21 protein-coding genes, 1 tRNA gene and 1 pseudogene are annotated in these 21,209 nt (G+C 44.1%); 17 read left to right on the forward strand and 6 right to left on the reverse strand.

All coding sequences use genetic code 11. From position 1 onward, the window contains the following. Positions 1 to 341 (reverse strand): 3-hydroxyacyl-CoA dehydrogenase NAD-binding domain-containing protein (locus AAB400_01010; protein MEK7648477.1); only part of this gene is annotated, 341 nt, incomplete at its 3' end. A 143-nt stretch (positions 342 to 484) separates the two neighbouring features. Between AAB400_01010 and AAB400_01015 the strand changes: the two genes are divergently transcribed. Genes AAB400_01015 through gyrA form a run of 3 tightly spaced genes read left to right on the forward strand, consistent with a single transcriptional unit; the run spans position 485 to position 4,455 of the window. Further along, positions 485 to 1,114, forward strand: a complete 630-nt coding sequence (locus AAB400_01015) for an MBL fold metallo-hydrolase (GenBank protein MEK7648478.1) — start codon at positions 485 to 487, stop codon at positions 1,112 to 1,114. Between the two features lie 34 nt (positions 1,115 to 1,148). Then, positions 1,149 to 1,985 carry a CARDB domain-containing protein gene (locus tag AAB400_01020; GenBank protein MEK7648479.1) on the forward strand — a complete coding sequence of 279 codons (837 nt, stop codon included), beginning with the start codon at positions 1,149 to 1,151 and terminating at the stop codon, positions 1,983 to 1,985. After that, positions 1,972 to 4,455 carry a DNA gyrase subunit A gene (gene gyrA / locus AAB400_01025; GenBank protein MEK7648480.1) on the forward strand — a complete coding sequence of 828 codons (2,484 nt, stop codon included), beginning with the start codon at positions 1,972 to 1,974 and terminating at the stop codon, positions 4,453 to 4,455. Before AAB400_01020 ends, gyrA begins: the two co-directional genes overlap by 14 nt. Before the next feature lie 12 nt (positions 4,456 to 4,467). On the opposite strand, the gene AAB400_01030 is transcribed toward gyrA, so the two are convergent. Beyond that, on the reverse strand, positions 4,468 to 4,761 hold the full coding sequence (locus tag AAB400_01030) for a hypothetical protein (protein MEK7648481.1): 294 nt from the start codon (positions 4,759 to 4,761) through the stop codon (positions 4,468 to 4,470). 102 nt (positions 4,762 to 4,863) lie between these two features. Here AAB400_01030 and AAB400_01035 point away from each other — a divergent pair, with 102 nt between their 5' ends. The 4 genes and pseudogenes from AAB400_01035 (at position 4,864) to rnc (ending at position 6,870) form a co-directional block, all read left to right on the forward strand. Beyond that, positions 4,864 to 5,187 carry a hypothetical protein gene (locus tag AAB400_01035; protein ID MEK7648482.1) on the forward strand — a complete coding sequence of 108 codons (324 nt, stop codon included), beginning with the start codon at positions 4,864 to 4,866 and terminating at the stop codon, positions 5,185 to 5,187. 121 nt (positions 5,188 to 5,308) lie between these two features. After that, positions 5,309 to 5,461: pseudogene (gene rpmF / locus AAB400_01040) on the forward strand (50S ribosomal protein L32). 139 nt (positions 5,462 to 5,600) lie between these two features. After that, positions 5,601 to 6,161: a transcription antitermination factor NusB gene (nusB, locus tag AAB400_01045; protein MEK7648483.1), complete on the forward strand. Its 561-nt coding sequence runs from the start codon at positions 5,601 to 5,603 to the stop codon at positions 6,159 to 6,161. 1 nt (position 6,162) lies between these two features. After that, complete coding sequence (gene rnc, locus AAB400_01050; GenBank protein MEK7648484.1) at positions 6,163 to 6,870, forward strand: ribonuclease III; 708 nt, start codon at positions 6,163 to 6,165, stop codon at positions 6,868 to 6,870. A gap of 18 nt (positions 6,871 to 6,888) precedes the next feature. Here rnc and AAB400_01055 read toward each other — a convergent pair whose 3' ends face one another. The 4 genes from AAB400_01055 to AAB400_01070 are packed head-to-tail and all read right to left on the reverse strand — an operon-like array spanning position 6,889 to position 11,670. Then, a complete protein-coding gene (locus AAB400_01055; protein ID MEK7648485.1) occupies positions 6,889 to 7,455 on the reverse strand; it encodes a hypothetical protein in 567 nt (188 codons plus the stop codon). Between the two features lie 6 nt (positions 7,456 to 7,461). Continuing rightward, positions 7,462 to 7,704: a hypothetical protein gene (locus AAB400_01060; GenBank protein ID MEK7648486.1), complete on the reverse strand. Its 243-nt coding sequence runs from the start codon at positions 7,702 to 7,704 to the stop codon at positions 7,462 to 7,464. 5 nt (positions 7,705 to 7,709) lie between these two features. Next, the gene (tyrS, locus tag AAB400_01065) at positions 7,710 to 8,903 is read right to left on the reverse strand and encodes a tyrosine--tRNA ligase (protein MEK7648487.1); all 1,194 of its coding nucleotides are present in this window, start codon (positions 8,901 to 8,903) and stop codon (positions 7,710 to 7,712) included. Between the two features lie 4 nt (positions 8,904 to 8,907). Beyond that, positions 8,908 to 11,670 carry a valine--tRNA ligase gene (locus AAB400_01070; GenBank protein MEK7648488.1) on the reverse strand — a complete coding sequence of 921 codons (2,763 nt, stop codon included), beginning with the start codon at positions 11,668 to 11,670 and terminating at the stop codon, positions 8,908 to 8,910. Between the two features lie 128 nt (positions 11,671 to 11,798). On the opposite strand from AAB400_01070, the gene AAB400_01075 reads away from it, so the two are divergent. The 10 genes from AAB400_01075 (at position 11,799) to AAB400_01120 (ending at position 21,202) form a co-directional block, all read left to right on the forward strand. Beyond that, positions 11,799 to 11,872: transfer RNA gene (locus AAB400_01075), tRNA-Ile, on the forward strand. 200 nt (positions 11,873 to 12,072) lie between these two features. Continuing rightward, positions 12,073 to 12,828 (forward strand): slipin family protein, encoded by a 756-nt coding sequence (locus AAB400_01080; GenBank protein ID MEK7648489.1) that lies wholly within the window; start codon positions 12,073 to 12,075, stop codon positions 12,826 to 12,828. A 34-nt stretch (positions 12,829 to 12,862) separates the two neighbouring features. Continuing rightward, positions 12,863 to 13,447 (forward strand): ribonuclease HII, encoded by a 585-nt coding sequence (locus AAB400_01085; GenBank protein MEK7648490.1) that lies wholly within the window; start codon positions 12,863 to 12,865, stop codon positions 13,445 to 13,447. A gap of 76 nt (positions 13,448 to 13,523) precedes the next feature. Beyond that, positions 13,524 to 14,084 (forward strand): class I SAM-dependent methyltransferase, encoded by a 561-nt coding sequence (locus tag AAB400_01090; GenBank protein MEK7648491.1) that lies wholly within the window; start codon positions 13,524 to 13,526, stop codon positions 14,082 to 14,084. Beyond that, positions 14,081 to 14,506 carry a hypothetical protein gene (locus AAB400_01095; protein MEK7648492.1) on the forward strand — a complete coding sequence of 142 codons (426 nt, stop codon included), beginning with the start codon at positions 14,081 to 14,083 and terminating at the stop codon, positions 14,504 to 14,506. The genes AAB400_01090 and AAB400_01095 overlap by 4 nt, the downstream gene beginning before the upstream one ends. Before the next feature lie 12 nt (positions 14,507 to 14,518). Further along, positions 14,519 to 14,893, forward strand: a complete 375-nt coding sequence (locus AAB400_01100) for a YraN family protein (GenBank protein ID MEK7648493.1) — start codon at positions 14,519 to 14,521, stop codon at positions 14,891 to 14,893. A gap of 158 nt (positions 14,894 to 15,051) precedes the next feature. Beyond that, positions 15,052 to 16,245, forward strand: coding sequence for a hypothetical protein (locus AAB400_01105; protein ID MEK7648494.1), 1,194 nt, complete (start codon positions 15,052 to 15,054; stop codon positions 16,243 to 16,245). 45 nt (positions 16,246 to 16,290) lie between these two features. Then, positions 16,291 to 17,211 (forward strand): hypothetical protein, encoded by a 921-nt coding sequence (locus AAB400_01110; protein ID MEK7648495.1) that lies wholly within the window; start codon positions 16,291 to 16,293, stop codon positions 17,209 to 17,211. Positions 17,212 to 17,300: 89 nt separating this feature from the next. Further along, positions 17,301 to 18,494, forward strand: a complete 1,194-nt coding sequence (locus AAB400_01115; GenBank protein ID MEK7648496.1) for a hypothetical protein — start codon at positions 17,301 to 17,303, stop codon at positions 18,492 to 18,494. Between the two features lie 62 nt (positions 18,495 to 18,556). Beyond that, the gene (locus AAB400_01120) at positions 18,557 to 21,202 is read left to right on the forward strand and encodes a hypothetical protein (protein ID MEK7648497.1); all 2,646 of its coding nucleotides are present in this window, start codon (positions 18,557 to 18,559) and stop codon (positions 21,200 to 21,202) included. Positions 21,203 to 21,209: the final 7 nt, after the last annotated feature.

A 21,209-nucleotide genomic window follows, 5' to 3' on the forward strand; every position in this document is an offset into this window, starting at 1 on the left:
GCATCATTTTTTGCGCTTGGTACGCAACTGCGGACAGCATCAAAAAGCATAGAAAGATCTGCTTTGCCGTACTCACCTTCGGGAGTCGGAACGGCAAAAAAAACAACATCCGCATTCTGTATTCCCCGAACAACATCCGTTGTGAAAAACAAGCGATTCTCTGCGCTATTTTTTTTCATCAGCTCTTCGAGCCCTGTTTCAAACAACGGCGATGATCCGCTCTGAAGCTGCGCAATTTTTTCTGTGTCAATATCCACACAAGTAACGGTATGGCCGAAATCAGCCAAGCAGACACCTGTTGTGAGCCCTACATACCCCGTTCCGACGATTGATATATACATAGATTCTTATAAAGTATTTCATTGTATCATTACTGATTTTTTGAGACAAGGGGCGGGGCGCTTCCATTGCGCGATGAGAATATTTATGCTACAATCAGTGTGAAATGGGTGCTTGCTCAAAGTTTTAATTTTGCAAAAGATTTATGATTATCCATTGGTACGGACATAGTTGTTTTAAGATTCAAAGCTCATTAAACGATAGTATTCTTGCTATTGATCCCTATGATACCTCTCTTGGCTGGCGGTCGCCGAGGATTGCTGCGGATATTGGCATTATCAGCACTCAACGCGGAGAGTACAACAATAGTGAAAGCTTTAAACCAACGCATGATACACAACCGTTTATCATTCAATACCCTGGCGAATACGAGATTGGCGGCGTATTTGTCCATACCCTTCCCATTGACCAAAAGACGCTTGTTAGTGCGTTGCGCATTGATGAATGCTCTCTTGTTCACCTGGGGGCTGTCAATCGGGCACTCACCGAACAAGAACTGGAAGAGCTTGGCAATGTCGATGTACTCATGATTCCTGTCGGTGGGCATATTGTGCTTGATGCCAAAAAAGCCGTTGCGCTTATCAATGAAATAGAGCCCCGAATCGTCATCCCCATGCAGTATAAAACAGCTAATAGTAAATCTGAAATGGATAGTATTGAAGTATTTCTCAAAGAATATGGCGTGAAGGATGTCGAAGCGATTGACAAGCTGAAACTTGCAAAAAAAGATTTACCGGCAGATAAAACAGAAATCGTTCTTCTTAATCTCGCATAGCTAAACAGCCATGATTCCCGACAATAATAAGAATATGCTGATGTGGCTGCTTGTGATTCTCTGTATGGCTGGAATTGTATTGATATGGCTTCCAAGTTTTTTTGATACAATCTGGGGATTCTCGGAAGCAGTCGGAAAAAAGGGGGACAGCACCGGAGGAGCATTTATGCAAAACTTGAAAGAAATACAAAAAGAATTCGAGACCGCGCTTGATAAGCAACAACAACGCGAGGAAAAACCTCAGGACGCGCAAATTCCGCAGCCACTGCCACTCAGCAACAAGGGCTTTGAGGATATTTCAAAGCAACTGGAACAATTTACGGCAGATGTCAACGGTTTGCAGCAAAAACCGCTTACATCGAAAGCATACTGTACGCGCAAGGGGGGCATCTATGCGGAGAGATCAGGGATTAATAATTCTCTCTACGGCGTGTGCTCGTTCACTGATGGAAGCGAGTGCCATGCCCTGTTGTTTAGTAAAGAGAAGTGCCATATTGGCCAATACACAAAAGCTGAAGACGGCATACCCAGGTGGCCCGATCTCATGATTGATGTCGGTTCGATGGAATATTGCCGTAGGCTCGATGGTGTACTCACTACTGTTCCTCGTGAACAGGCGCGTGGCATATGTATCAAAGATATTACTGTCTCAAATGGCGGGATTGCTTCAAGTACGCCGACACAGCTTGATGTTGACGGTAAACGGTATGCTTTGCGCGCATTGAAACCCCAAGAAACAATGACTCTTTCACAAACCATTATACTTCAAAAAACGTCGGATCTTTCGCAAATTGTTATTCGCGCCGATGCGAATAATGTCCTTCAAGAGCTCGATAAAAAAAATAATACCTACCAGTATGTCAAAAAATAAACAACAACAACAGCTTCTGGATCTGAATCCCATCGGCACCATCGTTAATCGCAATATTGTTGATGAAATGCAAGAGGCGTATCTCGATTACGCCATGTCTGTTATTATTTCACGTGCATTACCTGATGTGCGTGATGGCCTCAAGCCGGTTCATCGGCGTATTTTGTATGTCATGTGGAAACTTGGGTTGAAGGCTGGAGGGAAGTTTCGCAAATCGGCAGCGGTTGTCGGTGAGGTATTGGGTAACTTTCACCCCCATGGCGATACGCCTGTCTATGATGCGATGGTGCGCATGGCGCAGGATTTTGCAATGCGCTACCAGCTTGTCGCCGGTCAGGGCAATTTTGGCTCAATGGACGGGGATTCAGCAGCAGCAATGCGTTATACTGAGGCAAAACTTGCAAAGATTGCAGAAGAAATGCTTACGGATATTGAGAAACAGACAGTTCAGTTTGCTCCCAATTACGATGCAACACAAACAGAGCCACTTGTGCTGCCATCCCGCATTCCAAACCTTCTGTTGAACGGCACGGTTGGCATTGCCGTTGGCATGGCAACAAGCATTCCGCCCCATAATCTTGGGGAATTGTGCGATGCGCTTACCCATCTTATTGATTGTAAACAATGTTCCGTTGATGATCTTACTGAATTTGTCAAAGGCCCTGATTTTCCCACCGGCGGCATTATCTATGACATCAAAGCAATTAAGCAAGCATACGCCACTGGGCGCGGCGGCGTTGTGATACGCGCAAAAACAGACATTACCGAAACAAAAAATGGCATGAGTCAGATTATTATTAGTGAAGTCCCCTTTCAGGTAAATAAAGCAAGCGTTTTGGAAAAAATAGCTGATCTTGTGCGCGAGAAAAAAATAGAGGGCATCAGAGATCTGCGCGACGAATCGAGCAAGGGCGAAGTTCGCGTAGTCATAGAACTAAAAAAAGATACCTACCCTAAGAAAATTCTCAACCAATTATTTAAGTACACCCAACTGCAAGATACGTTCCATTTTAATGTTTTAGCGCTTGTCGATGGTATTCAGCCGCGCACGTTGAACCTCAAGGCGGTTCTTGATGAGTTTCTTAAGCATCGCCGCGATGTCGTTGTAAAACGCACGCAGTTCGATCTTGATCGGGCACAAGAACGCGCACATATTTTGGAGGGATTGCATATTGCGCTTGAACAGATTGACAAGATTATCAAAACAATCAAGCAATCGCGCGATAAAGATGCCGCCAAGGTAAATCTCATGAAGCAATTCAGGCTCAGTGAGCGTCAGACGATTGCAATTCTCGAAATGCGACTCTCACAGCTTGCCAACTTAGAGCGCATGAAAATAGAGCAAGAGCTCAAAGAAAAGAAAGCGTTGATTAAAGAACTTGAATCGATTCTCGCCTCACCAAAAAAAGTGATGTCAGTGATAAAAGATGAGATCAAAGAAATACGGGATTCTTACGCAGACGAACGCAAAACGCGTATTGTAAAATCCGGCGTGGATATGATTAGCACCGAAGACCTTATTCCCAATGAACAGGCGCTCATCGTCCTTACCCAAGATGGATATATTAAACGTCTCCCTCCTGATACATTCAAGCTGCAAGCTCGTGGCGGCAAAGGTGTCGTAGGGCTTACCACAAAAGAAGAAGATATTGTAGAAAATTTATTCCGCTGCATGACACATAACGATCTTTTGTTTTTTACCACTCGGGGCCGCGTGTTCCAGCTCAAAGCCTATGATGTGCCCGTTACATCACGCACATCCAAGGGGCAGGCGCTCGTTAACTTTCTCCAGCTTGGAACAGGAGAAAAAGTATCAGCCGTTATCTCGCTTGCAGATATCAAAAAATACAAATACCTTGTGATGGCGACCAAGCATGGATTGATCAAAAAAACAGACATTACAGATTTTACTCAAGTACGCCGATCGGGTCTTATTGCCTTAAAATTGAAAGAAGAAGATTTCTTGGAATGGGTTAAGCCCACAACAGGAACTGATGAGATTATTCTTGTATCCGCCGCCGGTCAGTCGATTCATTTCAAAGAATCAACCGTCCGTCCGATGGGGCGCACGGCGGCTGGCGTACGCGGCATGAAGCTTAAACGCAATGATGTTGTTGTTGGTATGGATGTTGTGGCAGCTGGAGAAAAAGGGGCGCATGTAATGGTGGTGATGGAAAATGGTTTTGGCAAGCAATCGCCATTGAAAGAGTATAAAATACAAAATCGCGGAGGGTCCGGTATTAAAACCGCCCACATTACCGGTAAGACCGGTGCTATTGTGATGGCATCGGTTATCCCTGCTGTGTTGCCAGAAAATACCGCCGGCGACCTATTGAGCATTTCTTCCAATGGGCAAGTGATCCGCTTTAAGCTCAACACTGTTCCAAAATTAGGACGCGATACGCAAGGGGTGCGCCTTATGCGCTTCAAAGAAAGCGGAGATAAAATTGCGTCCGTAACAATCATGTAAAAGAAAAACCCTCTAGTGGGGTTTGCAGTGCAGGCTGCTCATGAAGTTAAAAAGATCTTTGAGAAAGCGGTCTACTCTTGCGCTCTGTTCATAGCGTTTGGTAAGGGAGGAATCTACCCTGCCTTTCTTTTGATTTTCTTGCAGTCGATCTAATTCTTCTTTTTCGTTATGATTCCGCGCTGTGAGTATCCTATGAATGGCATTGTATTCGCCATTTTGGAAGAGCGTATGATAGAGGTCTTCATTCGGATAGAGCGTGCGTAAGTCTTGGTTGAGCAATTCCTGATCTGATAATCTTTTGGTCATGAGCACTTAAGGTACATGGCGTTAGTGTATGTGCGAAATTGTGTCCCGTCAAGACTTGACAGGAGTCGCGGGTGTGGTAGAGTTGGCGCGTGTACATTCACCATGAGTAGTGATACTGGAACTAAGACATATCGCATTGTGCATTTTTTTACCATCACAGAGATTAAAAATGCCCTTTTCCCCTTCCCAACAGCAGGCGGAAAAATCATTCGCGAACCCCTCACGCTCTCATACTCCGATAACGGCAGTATTAAGGGCATTGAATTTTCTTGTAACGGATGCCGCTGGGAACACGATCCGCATGGTGGTGATAGAGCCGAAGAAATGCTCATTCTGGTTGGAAAAGATGATGACAAACAATCATGTGAGATACAAATAAGTTTTCGGGAAAGCTCTGCCCGACTCGCCTATTACAGCCCTGCTTAGTGGGCTCTTTTTTTCTCTCCAATACCCCAGCACTTGCAAAGTATAAGAAAAGTGCTATAATTATAAGGAGTATGAAAAATGCTCTAGTTGGTTTTTACTATTACTAAACGTTTATAACAGTATGGGATTACCCGGTAAACGCTTGTCACGATCGTCAAAACGCCGCCGAGCGGCACACTTTGCTCTAAAACCAAAGACATTGAAAGAATGTCCGCAATGCAAAAAACCTATTTTACCACATCGCGTATGCCCCTATTGCGGTTCCTATAAGGGTCGCGACATTATTCCAATGAAGACAAAGGGCGTCAAAACGAAAAGCGAAAATACCTCAGCTACAAAAGAAAAGAAATCTGCCGCAAAAGAAAGTCCAAAGGCTTCATAACAGTTCACCCTAAGACTATTTGTTCCTTCTTATGTCTAATCGGTACACATCTCGAACACTGGCGGTCCAATCCCTCTATGAATGGGATTTTCGAGGAAAGGACCCGGTAATGCTCCCTGAAGTCCTGGAGTATAATTTTTCCGAATTTGCACCCGATTTTGACGACGAAGGTTTTGCAAAAAAAATTGTAAATGGTGTTGTTGATCACATTGATGCTATCGACGAGCTGATTATCCACTATGCTCCGGAGTGGCCCATCGATCAAATCACGACCATTGATAGAAATATTTTACGCATGGGCATTTATGAAATGGTATACGACCAAGATATTCCTGCGCGTGTTGCTATCAATGAATCCATCGAACTCGCAAAAGCTTATGGAGGTGCGTCATCATCAAAGTTTGTAAATGGCGTTCTTGGTTCGATTTACAAACATGTTGCCGATGATATTGCTGCAAAAGAAGAACGCCTCGCAGCCGTGTACGAAGAAAAGAAAAAACAAAAAGAAGCAGCAAAAGAAGCTGCACAAGACGAAAAAAAGGATGAAACAGAAACAGAACAAGAGGGAGATGAAGTTGATGGGGAAGAATAGTATGCAAGATAATGATTTTGTCCAGTTACAAAAACGCATCGGCGTAAAGTTCAAAAACCAAGACTTATTACGACAAGCTCTTGTACACCGATCGTATTTGAATGAGAATCCTTCATTTCATCTTGGACACAATGAGCGGCTGGAGTATCTTGGCGATGCAGTGCTCGAATTGGTCGTTACTGATTTTTTGTTTGTAAACTTTCCCCATGCAACCGAAGGCGATATGACGAGCTGGCGCGCAAGCCTTGTGAATAGCAAAATGCTTGCAAAGATTTCACGCGAGCTGAACGTGGAACCCCTGCTCTACTTGAGCAAAGGAGAATCAAAAGATACGTCAAGTAAAGCGAGGAGCTATATCCTTACCAATGCACTTGAGGCGCTTATTGGTGCCATGTATCTTGATCGTGGCTACAAAACAGCAGAAAAATTTATTAAAAAATTCGTACTTGTTCAGCTGCCGAATATTTTGGCGCAGCGGCTCGATGTGGATCCTAAGAGTAAATTCCAAGAACTTGCACAAGAAAGAATGCGCGTGACGCCACGCTATGATGTGCTCGAAGAAAAAGGTCCTGACCATGCAAAATGGTTTCGAGTCGGTGTGTTTTTGGGCGACGAGCTTGTAGCAAGCGGGCAGGGGTCGAGTAAGCAAGAAGCGCAAATGGATGCAGCGCGCGCCGGCCTTGAAGCAAAAAATTGGCAAGATGAATAAATCCGTAGCGTAGCGTACCTACAGCCCTTGCCGAGTATTTGCGCTTGCTTCTGTTCCAAGATGTTCAATAAGTTCTTGTTTGCGGCTGTTTACGCTCCGCAAAATGACATCAACAATTGTCTGTGGTGCAGGTACATTTTCAAATACAAAATGTTCTTGTGCGCCGGCTGTTTGGACTATGACATTGCCATAGTTAAAAATCGTACCGAATAATCCTTTGATTTCCGATGTAACATCCTGTATGCGATCGAGTTCTTCTTTGGATACTGTTCGCATAAACATGGATTGTTGTTCGACGTTAATGATGTGATGGTCGGTAATGATCCACAAATCAAGGAAATAATCAAACAGCGTATAGAAAATAAAGAGTGTGATATAGAGGTAGTAGAGGCTGCCGATGAGTGCTGTAATAAGCTGTGTGTATTCCGTTTCCGGCAGCTGAATACTGATGCCGAACAATCCCATAAGAAATATGGCGACGGGGGGAGCAATCAGGAGAATGATATGTGGCAGCACTGCAAAAAAAAGCACAATGGGATGTGACCGCACTTTTAGAATTGTTTTTTCAAATAGGAGGGGGAGCATAGAGGGTTAAAAAGATTGGGGAGTAGAAAAGACAGGAAAGGAAAACTCATTGAAATCAATAAGTGGAGCTACCGCGCCCCATGTCCACCCAAGGATGCTTGTAGCTGCTAAGAAATAAATGATAATCATAAGCCACCCCGTTAGTGAAATAGGAATATATTTCAGTATATGGAAAATGATGATGAGGCTGAACAGAGCCCATACCGCGAGCAGTAGGGCGTAGGTGCTTACTATAATGATCAGAAGCATAATGGTTATTTGGTAACGACTTTTACAAAGTGCCGCTTCCCCTTTTTTAGTATGATACCATCTTGCGGAATTATGGTCTCGTGGTGGACATCGTCAATCAACACATCATTAATACTCACCGAGCGCTGACCGATAAGGCGGCGCGCCTCTGTTTTGCTTGATGCTAATCTTGCTTCAATGAGAAGATCAGCAAGGGGTATGTGAGCATGGCTGATGCGTAGTGTTGGCAGCGATTCAGGGATTTGTTTTTTCTGAAAAAGCTGCACAAAAGATTCTTCCGCACGTAGGGCCTTGCTTGTTCCGTGATAGAGCGTTACGATTTCGCGCGCCAAGATCATCTTAATATCGCGCGGGTTGGCGGCGTTGGATTGCATATTTTTTTCAAAAGCGCTTACGTCATTCAATGGTACACGCGTGCAATGAATGAGATAGGGAATAATGAGTTCATCGGGAATACTCATGACTTTGCCATACATGTCATCGGGAGTGTCGGTGAGATTGATGGTATTACCCCAACTTGAACTCATCTTTCGTCCATCGGTGCCGGTAATAAGATTCACAGTTACTACACTCTGTGCTCCTTGGCCGTAGTGGCGTTGCAGATCGCGGCCCGCAAGCATATTAAATCGCTGGTCGGTACCACCTACTTCGACGTCGCTTTTGACAACAACACTGTCGTATCCTTGCATAAGCGGATAGAGCACTTCACGCAGAGAAATTCTCGTCCCATTATTAAGGCGTTTCGCAACGTTTTCGCGAGCGATAAATTCAGCCAAGGAAAATACATCCGCCTGTTCGCAAATTTCCCAGAACCCAAGTTTTTTCAGCCACTTCGAATTAAACTGAAATTCAACCTTGCTCATATCAAGGATCTTTGATGCCTGTTCTCTATAGGTTGCGAGATTTTTTTTCACCACTGCAGGCGAAAGCATGGGACGCTCACTATCTTTATCTGATGTGTCGCCGATCACACCCGTAAAATCTCCAATGATCAGTACAATCGTATGTCCAAGCTGCTGAAAGTCACGGAGTTTAAGAAGTGCAACTGCGCGTCCGATATGCAGATTGGGGCTCGTGGGATCTATGCCAAGCTTTATGCGAAGTTTTTTACTCTTGAGTTTTTTTTCGAGCTCTTCACGTCCGATAACTTCAGCAACGCCACGCGAGAGGAGTTCATTGATTTGATCTTGTTTTTTCATATATTTATGCAAACGTGCGAAGTTGTTCTTCAATCTTGCCGCGTTTTGTCTTATATTCCTCGAGTTTCACCTGTTCGTGTTTCACGATATGTTCTGGCGCGCGGACGAGGAAATCCTTGTTCGAAAGCTGTTGTTCAAGTCTTTCAATTGCGGGATTAAGTGAAGCGATGTCTTTTTCGAGCCGTTCCCGCTCTTCTTCACGCTTTAAGAGTCCAAGTGGTAAGTAGATATCAATATCACCCTCTTTTATGTAAATAGCATTTGTTGGGCGATCCCCTTCACTAAGTATAGTAACAATATCGAGTCGTGCAAGATACTTGATTATGGTAATATTCGACTCAATAAAGTTCGTCAGTGGCGTAAAAAAGACTGCCTGAATTTTTTGTGCAGGAGCTATGGTGTTTTCTGCTCGAGCATTCCGGATTGCTTGGACAATCGCCATTAGTACAGAAAACGCAGCCTCGCTTTTGGTGTCAATATGTTTTGTGTCCACGCTTGGCCATGGATGGATCATGAGAAGAGTTGACTTGAGTTCTCGTTTGATATGAAAGCGCGATCTACTTTCTATTTCAATGATTGCAGGCGTGAGATGCTGATAGATATGCTCAGTAACATAGGGCATAAACGGATGCCAGAGGGAAAGAAGTGTTTCAAGGAGATGCACAAGGAGATCATGTTTTCCTTGTTCGATTTTAGATATCTCAATATACCAATCGGCAAGCTCATTCCATGTGAAATCGGTAAGGCGCTGTGCAGCCTGTGCAAAACGATACTGGTCGATATCTGCCGTAACGTCAGCTATGGTGCGGTTGAGTCTGCTGATAATCCAGCGATCAGCAAGCGTCAAAGCAATGTTTGTATGGTCGTGCTTTTTATGTTCTCCCTGCTGTATTGGCGTAAGAATGAAGCGGCTCACATTCCAGAGCTTGTTAACAAGGTTCCGATTCCGTTCAATTTTTTCCTTTCCTAGCTTAAGATTGTTTCCCGGAGTGGTACCAATCAGAAGAGCCATGCGCAGTGCGTCAGTGCCATGGGATACTATGAATTTCAAAGGGTCGATGCTCTGCTCTTCTTTTGATTTACTCATCTTTTTCCCTTCCGCATCCAACACAAGTCCATGAAGATAGACGGTATCAAAGGGCTGCTCTCCAAGGGCATAGCGCGTGAGGATAATCATGCGAGCAACCCAGAAAAAGATAATATCATATGCTGTTTCAAGCACTGACGTCGGGTGGAATGTGGCCAGGTCGCCGGTTTTTTTTGATATTCCATGTTTATCAGTATGTATTGCATTCGGCCAGCCAAGCGTCGCGAAAGTCCACTGTCCTGCCGAAAACCACGTATCAAGTGTGTCTTCATCGCGAATAAGCACTTCTTTTTTACATGCTGTACATGCTTGAGTTGGCGTTACTGAGACGATTGTTTCTCCACAACCACCTTTCTGCTTGGTGCAATACCACACGGGGAGTTGGTGTCCAAACCAGATTTGTCGTGAGATACACCAGTCCTTCAGGTTGGTAATCCACGCATTGTAAGTTTTTTCGAAGCGCTTTGGCACGATCTGAGTTTTCTTGGAAGCAACCGTATCGAGAGCAAGCTCTTTGAGCGAGGCATTGTATCGTTGGATTTTTTTATCAACAGCAACAAACCATTGGTGGGAAATCAACGGTTCTATGACAGTGTCACATCGGTAGCAGATGGCTACAGCATGGTGGTACTCCTCCTTTTTTTCGAGTAAACCCTGTGCCTCAAGTTCGGTCACAATACGCTCGCGCGCATCAAACCGATCCATACCCTTAAACTGGTTGATTTGCGACGTATCAAGACCCTCTTTGAGAATGTCCACAAGAGTAATAGCCCCATGTTCATCGAGAATCTTAACAAACTCCAGATGGTACTTTTTACCAAGTTCAAAGTCATTGAGGTCGTGGCTTGGTGTCACTTTGAGCGCACCACTCCCAAAATCCTTATCAACATAAGGATCTGCAATGACTACAATTTCACGGCCTACAAGGGGTAGGCGCACTGTTCTTCCGGCAAATTGCGACCATCGGGTATCAGTAGGATTCACAGCAACAGCAGTATCGCCAAGCATTGTTTCCGGCCTGGTGGTCGCAATAGTGATTGCATCACCGCCATCATGCATGGGATACTTGATAAAATAAAGCATTCCCTGGACATCGCGGTGCTTTACCTCGTCATCTGCGAGTGTTGATGTGCATCGAGGGCACCAATTGACTATCCTAAATCCACGGTAAATAAGGCCATCGTTATACATTCGAACAAAGAGCTCATTTACTGCATGCGAAAGGCCTTCATCAAGGGTATAGCGCTCCCTACTCCAGTCGCAACTAGCTCCCATCTTACGTATCTGATTTCTTATGGTTGAACGGGATTGTTCCACATAAGCAGTTACTCTTTTGATAAATTCCTCCCTTCCTAAGTCATGCCGGGTTATGCCTTCTACGGCGAGTAGTTTTTCCACTTTATTTTGAGTGGCAATTGATGCATGATCAGTGCCGGGAAGCCAGAGCGTTCTATCGCCAATCATTCTATGGTAACGAATCATTAAGTCCTGAAGAACAAGGCCAAGCGAATGCCCAGTATGGAGTACACCCGTGGCATTAGGCGGAGGCATCATAATACTAAACGGGGTCTCTCGGTCTGGTAATGCATCAGGATTAAAAAAACCAGACTCTTCCCACCGCTTATAGATAGTATCCTCTATGTCTTGTGGAGAATATGTTTTTTGCAGTTCATCAGGCATAGTAAATAAAACTTAACCTCTACTTTTTAAGGCTACTTTATCTTCATTTTATCATATTGGAGCAAACGCACAATATTTGACCCAATCCATTATACTGAATATACTAATGATAATACATTTAGTCTAACGGGCCAGTAGCTCAGCTGGTTAGAGCATTCGGCTTATATCCGAACGGTCGAAGGTTCGAATCCTTCCTGGCCCATGAGTAATTCGAGTGGACAGAGCAGTCCGAACTGCTTCGGACTGCGTGAGGATTCGAAGACCGCAGCGATGTTTGGCGAGCACGCCAAACCGCGAGGGGCGTCCTGCGAGCTCGCCGAAGCGACGGCGAGGCGAGACTTGTAGGCGAATCCTTCCTGGCCCATTTGAAAAAATGTCTTATTAGTCATAACCATTAGTTCTATGGCAAGCTTCATTTTTTGGGGAATACTGGCCGTTATAGCCCTTATAATTATGGGTTTTAGGGTTCTTAATCAGTATGAAAAGGGCATTATTTTAACGCTTGGACGATATTCAGGCACGCGAAATGCCGGCCTTACCTGGATATTTCCGGGCATTCAGACCATGCTAGTTGTTGATCTACGTCTTACGACAATAGATATACCTAAGCAAGAGGTTATAACCAAGGATAATGTACCGGCATATATTAATGGCGTTGTTTACTTTAGCGTCTTGCAGCCGGAAAAAGCCGTCTTAGAAGTTAAAAATTATACATATGCAATTTCTCAGTATGCTCAGGCAGCGCTTCGTGATGTGATCGGTGGCGTTGAGCTTGATGTATTGCTTTCAGAGCGGGATAAGATCTCAGATGCAATTGAACAGATTGTGGAGAAGGAAATATCCGGTTGGGGGATCAAGGTGAGTTCCATAAAAATTCAAGACATAGAACTCCCATCAGATATGAAGCGTTTGATGGCACAGCAGGCAGAGGCCGAACGAGAACGCAGGGCGGTAATTATTCGAGCAGAAGGTGAACTTACAGCATCAGAAAATATGAAAAAAGCGGCGGAAAATCTCACATCAGTTCGTGGTGGATTATCGCTTCGTACACTTACAACAATAGAAGCTTCAGAAAAATCAACGATATTTGTACTACCAATCGAATTTGTTGATGGTTTCAAGGCAATTACTGATAAACTATCTCATAAGGAACACTAAAATTTAGTCGTTCGTTATAGAACTGTATACAAAAATGATTCAGATAGGAATTGATGAAGTTGGAAGGGGTTCTTGGGCTGGGCCAATTGTTTTTGCAGCCGTTGGTTTTCCATCATCTGTAGATAGGAAGGACTTCAAAAAAATCGTCATCAGAGATTCTAAACTCATGACTGCTGACCAGCGAAAGCGAGCAGAAGCAGTTATACGAGAAAACGCAATCATTCATGTCGAGTATCTTTCATCTGATGATATTGATTCGCTTGGGTTATCAAGGGGATTTGCAAGAACCATTCAGCGTCTTGTAAAAAAAGTGCTGCGAGATTTGCCCATAGGAGAGTCCTCTAAATTTTGGATTGATGGTCGGCGTATGTGCACGTTAGGGGTAGAACATGAATATATCATCAAGGGTGACCGCATCATGCCGATTATTTCAGCTGCATCTATTGTTGCTAAAGTTGAGAGAGATGCATATATGACAGAGCTGGGTCAGAGGTATCAAGAGTACGGTTTTGATCTCCATAAGGGGTATGGGACCGCACGCCACGTCAAAGCCCTAGCAGAATATGGAATTTCCCCTGTGCATAGGCGATCGTACCGACCTATTAAAGCATTTCTTTAGTGATAATTGCATTTTAACTGTGCTATAATTATCCGAGACTAAGTAGATTTTATAATAACAACTAATTACAGTATATATGTTTGAACCCATGCTCAAAGGAGGTACCTCAGTGCTGGATGCACAGGGTATCGTATCAAAGCTTTCAATTCATGAGGGTTGGACAGTGGCGGACCTTGGTTGTGGCGGTTCCGGACTATTTATTGCCCCTCTTGCTCGTGCAGTTGGGAAGAATGGCAGGGTATTTGCCGTAGATATACAGAAAAACGTGCTTCAGGTAGTAGAATCAAACATGAAATTTCAAAATATAGATAATGTTACGCTTGTTTGGTCGGATCTTGAAAAAGTAGGGAAGGCTGATATATCAGACGCATCATGCGATTTTGCTATGCTCATTAACGTGTTGTTTCAAAACACTAATCATGAATCGATTTTGAAAGAATCAGCGCGCATACTCAAATCCGGAGCATCGTTTATTGTTATCGATTGGAAAATGATTGCAACCCCCTTTGGACCACCATTGACGCACCGCGTTTCCCAAGATACAGTGATGACACTTGCAATACCGCTCGGCTTACAATTTGTAAATGGTTTTGAAGCGGGACCCTACCACTATGCCCTTATATTCAAAAAAGTATGATTAATGTTACTAAACTTACAGATATTGGTTTTTGGCTGTCGATACGCCCAACACCCCTCAGCAAGGCCTTTGCTCTAGGGTTTCTGCTGTTTTTTCTCCTTTTGATTGCTTCTAAAATAGCCCTACGCGTGTATGCAGCTCAGAATAAGCGCCAACTCACAAAGGCTGATAAAAAGCTCTATGATCTTATTCAAAGCCTCCTCTTAACAATGGGATCACTGGGTATCATATGGACATTCTTTGCACTTGAAGGTATCCCTATTCTTGCGGCTCGCGGGTGGGTTCTCCTCTGGCTATTGGGTTTGATCATCTGGATATACGTTATAGTTCGGTTCTATATGATCGAATATACCGATTTTAAGGTGAAACTTGCAGAAAGACAACGCTTGGAGAAATATTTGCCCAAAAAAAGCGGCGCATAATGTGACGCCTATATGGTCGCAACAGCCTATGCACTGGGTGCTTTCGGAGAGCAGCTTGCATGTGAGTTTTTGAAACAAAAGAATTATTCAATTCTAGAAAAGAACTACAGGATTCGTGGAGGCGAAATAGATATCATTGCACAGGATGGTAATGATATTGTTTTTGTTGAGGTAAAGTTACGCACCGCGAAGAGATTCGGCTATCCCGAAGAAGCGGTGAGTTGTGAAAAACTGCGAAGAATTGCGAAAGCAATTAAGTCTTATTTACATCATAGACATAGGCATTCCCCCTATATACGTTTCGATATTATTGCTATCGAATACCGGGATACTGCTTCAACCATACGACATATTGAAAATATTGAACTGCCATACGATGTGTGTTGATCCTATGATTTTACTACTAATCAACAACCTCTACTTTTATTCCTTTTAATTATGTGCTATAATTATATTGTTATGTGGAAAAAGCATTGAGAAGTTTTTTAAAAACTCATATTTTTTAATATTTTTAATTTAGTTATTTAATTTTAGTCAACCAAAATATGAAACAAAAATTCCTCCGGTTTGTTTCAAAAGCAGCGATGTTCACAGCATCGACTGGCTTAGTGTTTTCCTCGCTTGCCCCTATGGCAGCGCATGCGGCCGTCATTACATCAATGAAGGATCAGATGTCACGCATTCAGGAAACCGTTACCTCTGACCATACGTTTACCATAACAACTGCAACCGCATGGAATGAAGCAGCTGCAAATACGATTATTTTTAAGTTCGAAGCAGGCTTTTTAGCAGGTGGCGCAACATCAACTTGGTCAACTGATGATTTTAGGTATGATGGTTTTACTACGGCCGATTCTGCCGTCACGGCTGTTAATGCAGTTGTCGATACGGCATTGGAAACTGGCGATTTTCCAACATGCGGATCTGGTGTCATTGTGGCAGTAGCCCAAACTGTGAACGACAGTACTGGTAGCGTCAGAGAAATCGGTTTTAGAAAGTGTACAGGCGCTACAACCGATGCGGTAGGTGCTCAAATATTCTATATCTACGGAGGCACCGCAGCTCATATGGGCAGTGGTACGGGTACTGCTGGTACTATCACAAATCCATCAGCGGGATCTAAAACGATCACTATTACCCAAGGTGCTGCTGTAGCAGCCACAGATTCCGGCAGTATGGTTCTTACTACTGTTAGTGATGATACTGCCGGAGCTTCAGGAACTGTGAGTCCCTATCTCACTGCTACTATATCCGCGCCCAGCGCTTCACTTACACTTACTCAAGATACAGTCGGCACTGCAAGTGGTGGGTCGGTGACAATTGATACGAATGCGCCAACCGGCTATGTATTCCGCATCCATGGAACAGGCAATGGCACGGGTGTTCCAGGCAATGGCACAGGAGGTCTTTATGCATCGTCGCTTACCGGAACCGGTGGTACGGGTATTGTTACATCAGCTACCGTGGCAGATGGCAGTGTTGCAGGTACTGCAACAGGCTATGGGCTGTCCGCAACAAGAACAGGAGAAGCGACAACCGTAGAAACAAACTATAGTCATACTAATGCAACCACCACTGGCTGGGGGGCTGTTTCAACATCGTGGACCGACGTTGTAACACAAACAGCAGAGGCGACAAATGATGTTGTTACAATTACATTCAAAGCAAAAGTTGATTATTCCGTGAGTCCTGGAACCTATAGCGATACTGTGTATTACAACGTGTACGCTACGTTTTAAAGCATTAAAGCACCTTAGACCATAACCTATAATCCCATGCTTAATATGAAACTAACTCGATTGCTTTGTCTCGCTTTTGTTTCAATGTTGTTTAGTTTTCTCTTTGCTACTCAAGCTCTTGCTCTAAGAATAGCCCCTACTGTTGTTGAACTTTCAACTCTTCCCGGGGAGCCGGTTGCAGGTTTCTTTCAGGTCGTCAATAATGAACAGTCACCTCTGACTCTTACACCAACAATCTATGAAGCCGTTCCAAGTGTTAGTGATGAAAAAGGTTTTGCCAGTATTGTTGCACCTACACAAAATTCTACATTAGCAAATTGGATAAAGCTCGATGAAACCATTTTGCTTCAACCGGGTGAAAAAAAAGATATACGGTTTATTGTCACTGTTCCTCAAAATGCGCCGCCCGGCGGGCACTATGCTGCGATTTCATTGAGTCAGCCAGCAACAACACCATCGGGTTCCGGTGCGGCAATTGTTCCTCAGTTGACGGTGAATGTCGCGCTTGATATTGCAGGTGAATCTATTGAAAAAGCAGATATTGTAAGTTTTAAGACCGAGAGTGGAAAAACAAATTTCGATAAGTTGCCGGTGAAATTTTTTGCACGATTGCATAACGGTGGCAATAGACACTTTAGGCCTACGGGTGCTGTGGTAATCAAAAATATGTTTGGCAGTACCGTTGCGGAATTGCCAATTAAAACTCAAGATGCAGGTGGTAATATTTTACCGGGCAGTACGCGTCAGTATGATTTTGACTGGGTAGGAGAATTTGCATTTGGGAAATATACGGCAATGTTCAGTGCAGATCTTGGTGGTGCAGGTACAAAAGCAGCAAGTATTGAACTATGGGTTATGCCCGCAGGACTTCTTGTTCTCTGGCTTATTATTGCCTTAATTATCATTGTTATACTTGTACTGCTTATTAAACGTGCAGTTTCATCGTCTAGTGCACTGAAAAAATAGAAACTTGTCTACTGGTGTTTTATTAGAAAAGGAGGAGTTCTTAAATTATAGGAACTCTTCTTTGATTAAGAGTTTTAGTCAACCAAAATATGAAACAAAAATTCCTCCGGTTTGTTTCAAAAGCAGCGATGTTCACAGCATCGACTGGCTTAGTGTTTTCCTCGCTTGCCCCTATGGCAGCGCATGCGGCCGTCATTACATCAATGAAGGATCAGATGTCACGCATTCAGGAAACCGTTACCTCTGACCATACGTTTACCATAACAACTGCAACCGCATGGAATGAAGCAGCTGCAAATACGATTATTTTTAAGTTCGAAGCAGGCTTTTTAGCAGGTGGCGCAACATCAACTTGGTCAACTGATGATTTTAGGTATGATGGTTTTACTACGGCCGATTCTGCCGTCACGGCTGTTAATGCAGTTGTCGATACGGCATTGGAAACTGGCGATTTTCCAACATGCGGATCTGGTGTCATTGTGGCAGTAGCCCAAACTGTGAACGACAGTACTGGTAGCGTCAGAGAAATCGGTTTTAGAAAGTGTACAGGCGCTACAACCGATGCGGTAGGTGCTCAAATATTCTATATCTACGGAGGCACCGCAGCTCATATGGGCAGTGGTACGGGTACTGCTGGTACTATCACAAATCCATCAGCGGGATCTAAAACGATCACTATTACCCAAGGTGCTGCTGTAGCAGCCACAGATTCCGGCAGTATGGTTCTTACTACTGTTAGTGATGATACTGCCGGAGCTTCAGGAACTGTGAGTCCCTATCTCACTGCTACTATATCCGCGCCCAGCGCTTCACTTACACTTACTCAAGATACAGTCGGCACTGCAAGTGGTGGGTCGGTGACAATTGATACGAATGCGCCAACCGGCTATGTATTCCGCATCCATGGAACAGGCAATGGCACGGGTGTTCCAGGCAATGGCACAGGAGGTCTTTATGCATCGTCGCTTACCGGAACCGGTGGTACGGGTATTGTTACATCAGCTACCGTGGCAGATGGCAGTGTTGCAGGTACTGCAACAGGCTATGGGCTGTCCGCAACAAGAACAGGAGAAGCGACAACCGTAGAAACAAACTATAGTCATACTAATGCAACCACCACTGGCTGGGGGGCTGTTTCAACATCGTGGACCGACGTTGTAACACAAACAGCAGAGGCGACAAATGATGTTGTTACAATTACATTCAAAGCAAAAGTTGATTATTCCGTGAGTCCTGGAACCTATAGCGATACTGTGTATTACAACGTGTACGCTACGTTTTAAGGAAAAAAAGATACAATTCGTAGTTACTATGGTAAAATGTTATCAGCTACGTATTGTTGTCTATGTCTTTTAATACAATAAAAAGACTCCTTTTATATGTTGGATTGGTATTGGGAATAATAATTTTCATGCCAGTCAGTGTTTTTGCATCTGGCCTTACAAATTTGAGCGATGCGCTTTCACGACTTAAAACACTGGAACCATCGGATCATGTTGTACAATTTATTACTTCAGTTGGTGTTACTTCGGGCGTGATTCAAATTTCATTTAATGATGCAATTTCTAATACCAATGCCGTTGATTATACCGACATTGATTTGCTCTACGGCCCAATTGGAAGAGAGGTCCAACAAGGTGTATATAGTGCACCTGGCACAAATACATGGGGAGCTGCTATTAGCAGCGTACAAAAAACAGTGACATTTTCATATCCACTTGCCAATGCAACCCCTATTTTACCCGGAGAGCGTGTAATTGTGATCATAGGAAAACAAGCACTCCATGATATTCCAATATCCAAACAAGTATGGAAGCAGCCGCTAAACGGCATGCCGGTATCGAGAGGGCATGTAATTGATATCATTGCAGGCTCAGCATCAAGCTCAGTCGTTGTACCGATTGTATCGAATGATGTGGTAAGTTTAGTATGTCAAAGCACACTTTCTACTCCCACTACTCTAAAAGCGGAAAACAGTGCTGGTATTGTGAAGCTTACATGGGAAGATGCAGCTGACAATGAGAATGGCTTCACTATCGAGAGAAATCAAGAAATTACCGTAGCTGTCGGAGACACCACTGCAACGCGATACTCTTCCTTTGACCAAATCCTTGATCTGCGGGCGCAGAACGCTATCCAGGCCGCAGATAATAAAATTCAAGCAGGCATAGCCTATCAGTATCGTGTACGGGCATACAACACCTGCGGGTTGAGCGGATATTCGAATGTTGCGACAGTCAAAACACCGCCAGGCACGGTTATGTCATTAGCGCCCGCGATAGCTCCAGTTGCACCTATTGCAGAGGCAAAACCTTTCGCCCCTACGCCAACACAACCGAAAACACCGATAGAAATTCCAAAAGAAACGCCAAAAGAGAAAGTTTCGGCTACAGCAAGTGAGAAAAAACCTCCTGCGCCAGCCGAAGTGCAAAAACCGCTACAGCCGGTCCCTAATATCAGCGGCATCCGCAGCAGTTCAACGGTGAATTCCATTACGTTGCAATGGCAAAATCCTCCCGTCACTGATTTTGCTTCTGTCAAAATTCAACGAAGCACCGCGTTATTTCCACAGTCAGTCACAGATGGACAAAACGTCTTTAACGGCAGAGCAGAGACATTTACCGATAGTGGGCTTGCTGCCGGACAAGTGTATTACTATACATTTTTTACGCTCACAAAATCTGGAGGCGTATCTTCTGGTTCATTCATTGCAGTAACAGTAAAAGAATTACCACAAGTCCCGGTATCTTTACCACCAAGCTCACCCACCACTCAAGCGGCTGCTCCGCAGGTACCGATCGTACAGGAAATTATTCCTGTTTCCCCTGCTTCATCAGGGATGCTCCCCGCGGCTTCGGCTGCGTTTGGCAGTTATTCAGCGCCTGTGGCAGTGGGTGGAGTGCCCGTGGCGCCGGCGGTTATTGTTTCGATTCCTGCCGAGGAGTCAAAAGTTGTTGTCAAACAGGATGAGGCGCAGCGCACATCAGCAGTCATGCAGGATTCATCGGGGGGCACATCTGCATTTACTGTGGATATTCCATCGAACACATTTACCGAAGAGGCTGAAGTTGCTGTTACGCCTATCACTGCTGCGCAAACAGCGATTATAGACGAGGATGCGCGAACTCCAACCGGATACGAATCTGTAGGGGGTATTGTCTATAAAATACAGGTGAAGAATGCCAAAGGCGAACGGGTAAAGAAATTTGAAAAGCCGGTCAAGCTGACATTTCGCTATAATGATTCACTTATTCAAACTATCAATGAAGAGAGTCTCAAAGTATACTATTGGGAAAGCTCACTCAAAAGCTGGATAGCATTGAAGTCTAGTATTGATACTTCAAGTAATGTGATTATTGCAGAAGTGTCACACGCCACACTCTTTTCTGTATTTGGACAACAGCGCAGGGATATTTCTTCAGAAAAACGCAGAGATCTTATTGTTGTGTCGCAATCAACAAAAATATTCAAGCGACCGGAGAGCTATTTGTTCAGAACAGATGATTTGCATTTGACTTTTTTTGATCAGGTTCGAGGCGGTTGGAAACAGCTTGCGTCGGCAGGGCAGACATTTTATGCCGTGACCTCATCCGTTCTTGATATTTGCATTCCGGTCTCTTTTTTCGATAAAAACACGGATACTGTTACACTTGCTCTTGCCGATGCCTTGCAGTCAGACCAATATTTTTTGGCCAAAGATTCTTCACGGCAGTGCTATGCAACATCGTTTGTAGTCCCGAAATTCCCCGGTGTATTTAACCTAGCTATTAAATCGAAAAATGCCGATGATAGTGTTCGCACCAATTCATTTTCTTTGATGGCTGCTTCTTGGCACGAGGTGGCAATCGTGCCGCCATTGCTGCGCATCAGCGAATATGCGGGAACTCCGCGTATTGCGGGGCTCATTGCTCTCCTGATAGTCATTATTGGATTTTTTGTTTTCTTTGATGTGTACCAAAAGGTATTGAAAGGAAAAAGAAAAAAGAGTTGAACTATCA

Source organism: Patescibacteria group bacterium, from assembly GCA_038065255.1.
Taxonomy (GTDB): Bacteria; Patescibacteriota; Patescibacteriia; order JACQRZ01; family JACQRZ01; genus JBBTRI01.

Coding starts and splice junctions, on each gene's coding strand:
- AAB400_01095 (MEK7648492.1), top strand. CDS start 14,081: ATGATTAATGTTACTAAACTTACAGATATTGGTTTTTGGCTGTCGATA.
- AAB400_01100 (MEK7648493.1), top strand. CDS start 14,519: ATGGTCGCAACAGCCTATGCACTGGGTGCTTTCGGAGAGCAGCTTGCA.
- AAB400_01030 (MEK7648481.1), bottom strand. CDS start 4,761: ATGACCAAAAGATTATCAGATCAGGAATTGCTCAACCAAGACTTACGC.
- AAB400_01080 (MEK7648489.1), top strand. CDS start 12,073: ATGGCAAGCTTCATTTTTTGGGGAATACTGGCCGTTATAGCCCTTATA.
- AAB400_01110 (MEK7648495.1), top strand. CDS start 16,291: ATGAAACTAACTCGATTGCTTTGTCTCGCTTTTGTTTCAATGTTGTTT.
- AAB400_01060 (MEK7648486.1), bottom strand. CDS start 7,704: ATGCTTCTGATCATTATAGTAAGCACCTACGCCCTACTGCTCGCGGTA.
- AAB400_01020 (MEK7648479.1), top strand. CDS start 1,149: ATGCTGATGTGGCTGCTTGTGATTCTCTGTATGGCTGGAATTGTATTG.
- AAB400_01015 (MEK7648478.1), top strand. CDS start 485: ATGATTATCCATTGGTACGGACATAGTTGTTTTAAGATTCAAAGCTCA.
- AAB400_01085 (MEK7648490.1), top strand. CDS start 12,863: ATGATTCAGATAGGAATTGATGAAGTTGGAAGGGGTTCTTGGGCTGGG.
- rnc (MEK7648484.1), top strand. CDS start 6,163: ATGCAAGATAATGATTTTGTCCAGTTACAAAAACGCATCGGCGTAAAG.
- AAB400_01115 (MEK7648496.1), top strand. CDS start 17,301: ATGAAACAAAAATTCCTCCGGTTTGTTTCAAAAGCAGCGATGTTCACA.
- AAB400_01105 (MEK7648494.1), top strand. CDS start 15,052: ATGAAACAAAAATTCCTCCGGTTTGTTTCAAAAGCAGCGATGTTCACA.
- AAB400_01055 (MEK7648485.1), bottom strand. CDS start 7,455: ATGCTCCCCCTCCTATTTGAAAAAACAATTCTAAAAGTGCGGTCACAT.
- AAB400_01120 (MEK7648497.1), top strand. CDS start 18,557: ATGTCTTTTAATACAATAAAAAGACTCCTTTTATATGTTGGATTGGTA.
- AAB400_01035 (MEK7648482.1), top strand. CDS start 4,864: ATGAGTAGTGATACTGGAACTAAGACATATCGCATTGTGCATTTTTTT.
- nusB (MEK7648483.1), top strand. CDS start 5,601: ATGTCTAATCGGTACACATCTCGAACACTGGCGGTCCAATCCCTCTAT.
- AAB400_01070 (MEK7648488.1), bottom strand. CDS start 11,670: ATGCCTGATGAACTGCAAAAAACATATTCTCCACAAGACATAGAGGAT.
- gyrA (MEK7648480.1), top strand. CDS start 1,972: ATGTCAAAAAATAAACAACAACAACAGCTTCTGGATCTGAATCCCATC.
- tyrS (MEK7648487.1), bottom strand. CDS start 8,903: ATGAAAAAACAAGATCAAATCAATGAACTCCTCTCGCGTGGCGTTGCT.
- AAB400_01090 (MEK7648491.1), top strand. CDS start 13,524: ATGTTTGAACCCATGCTCAAAGGAGGTACCTCAGTGCTGGATGCACAG.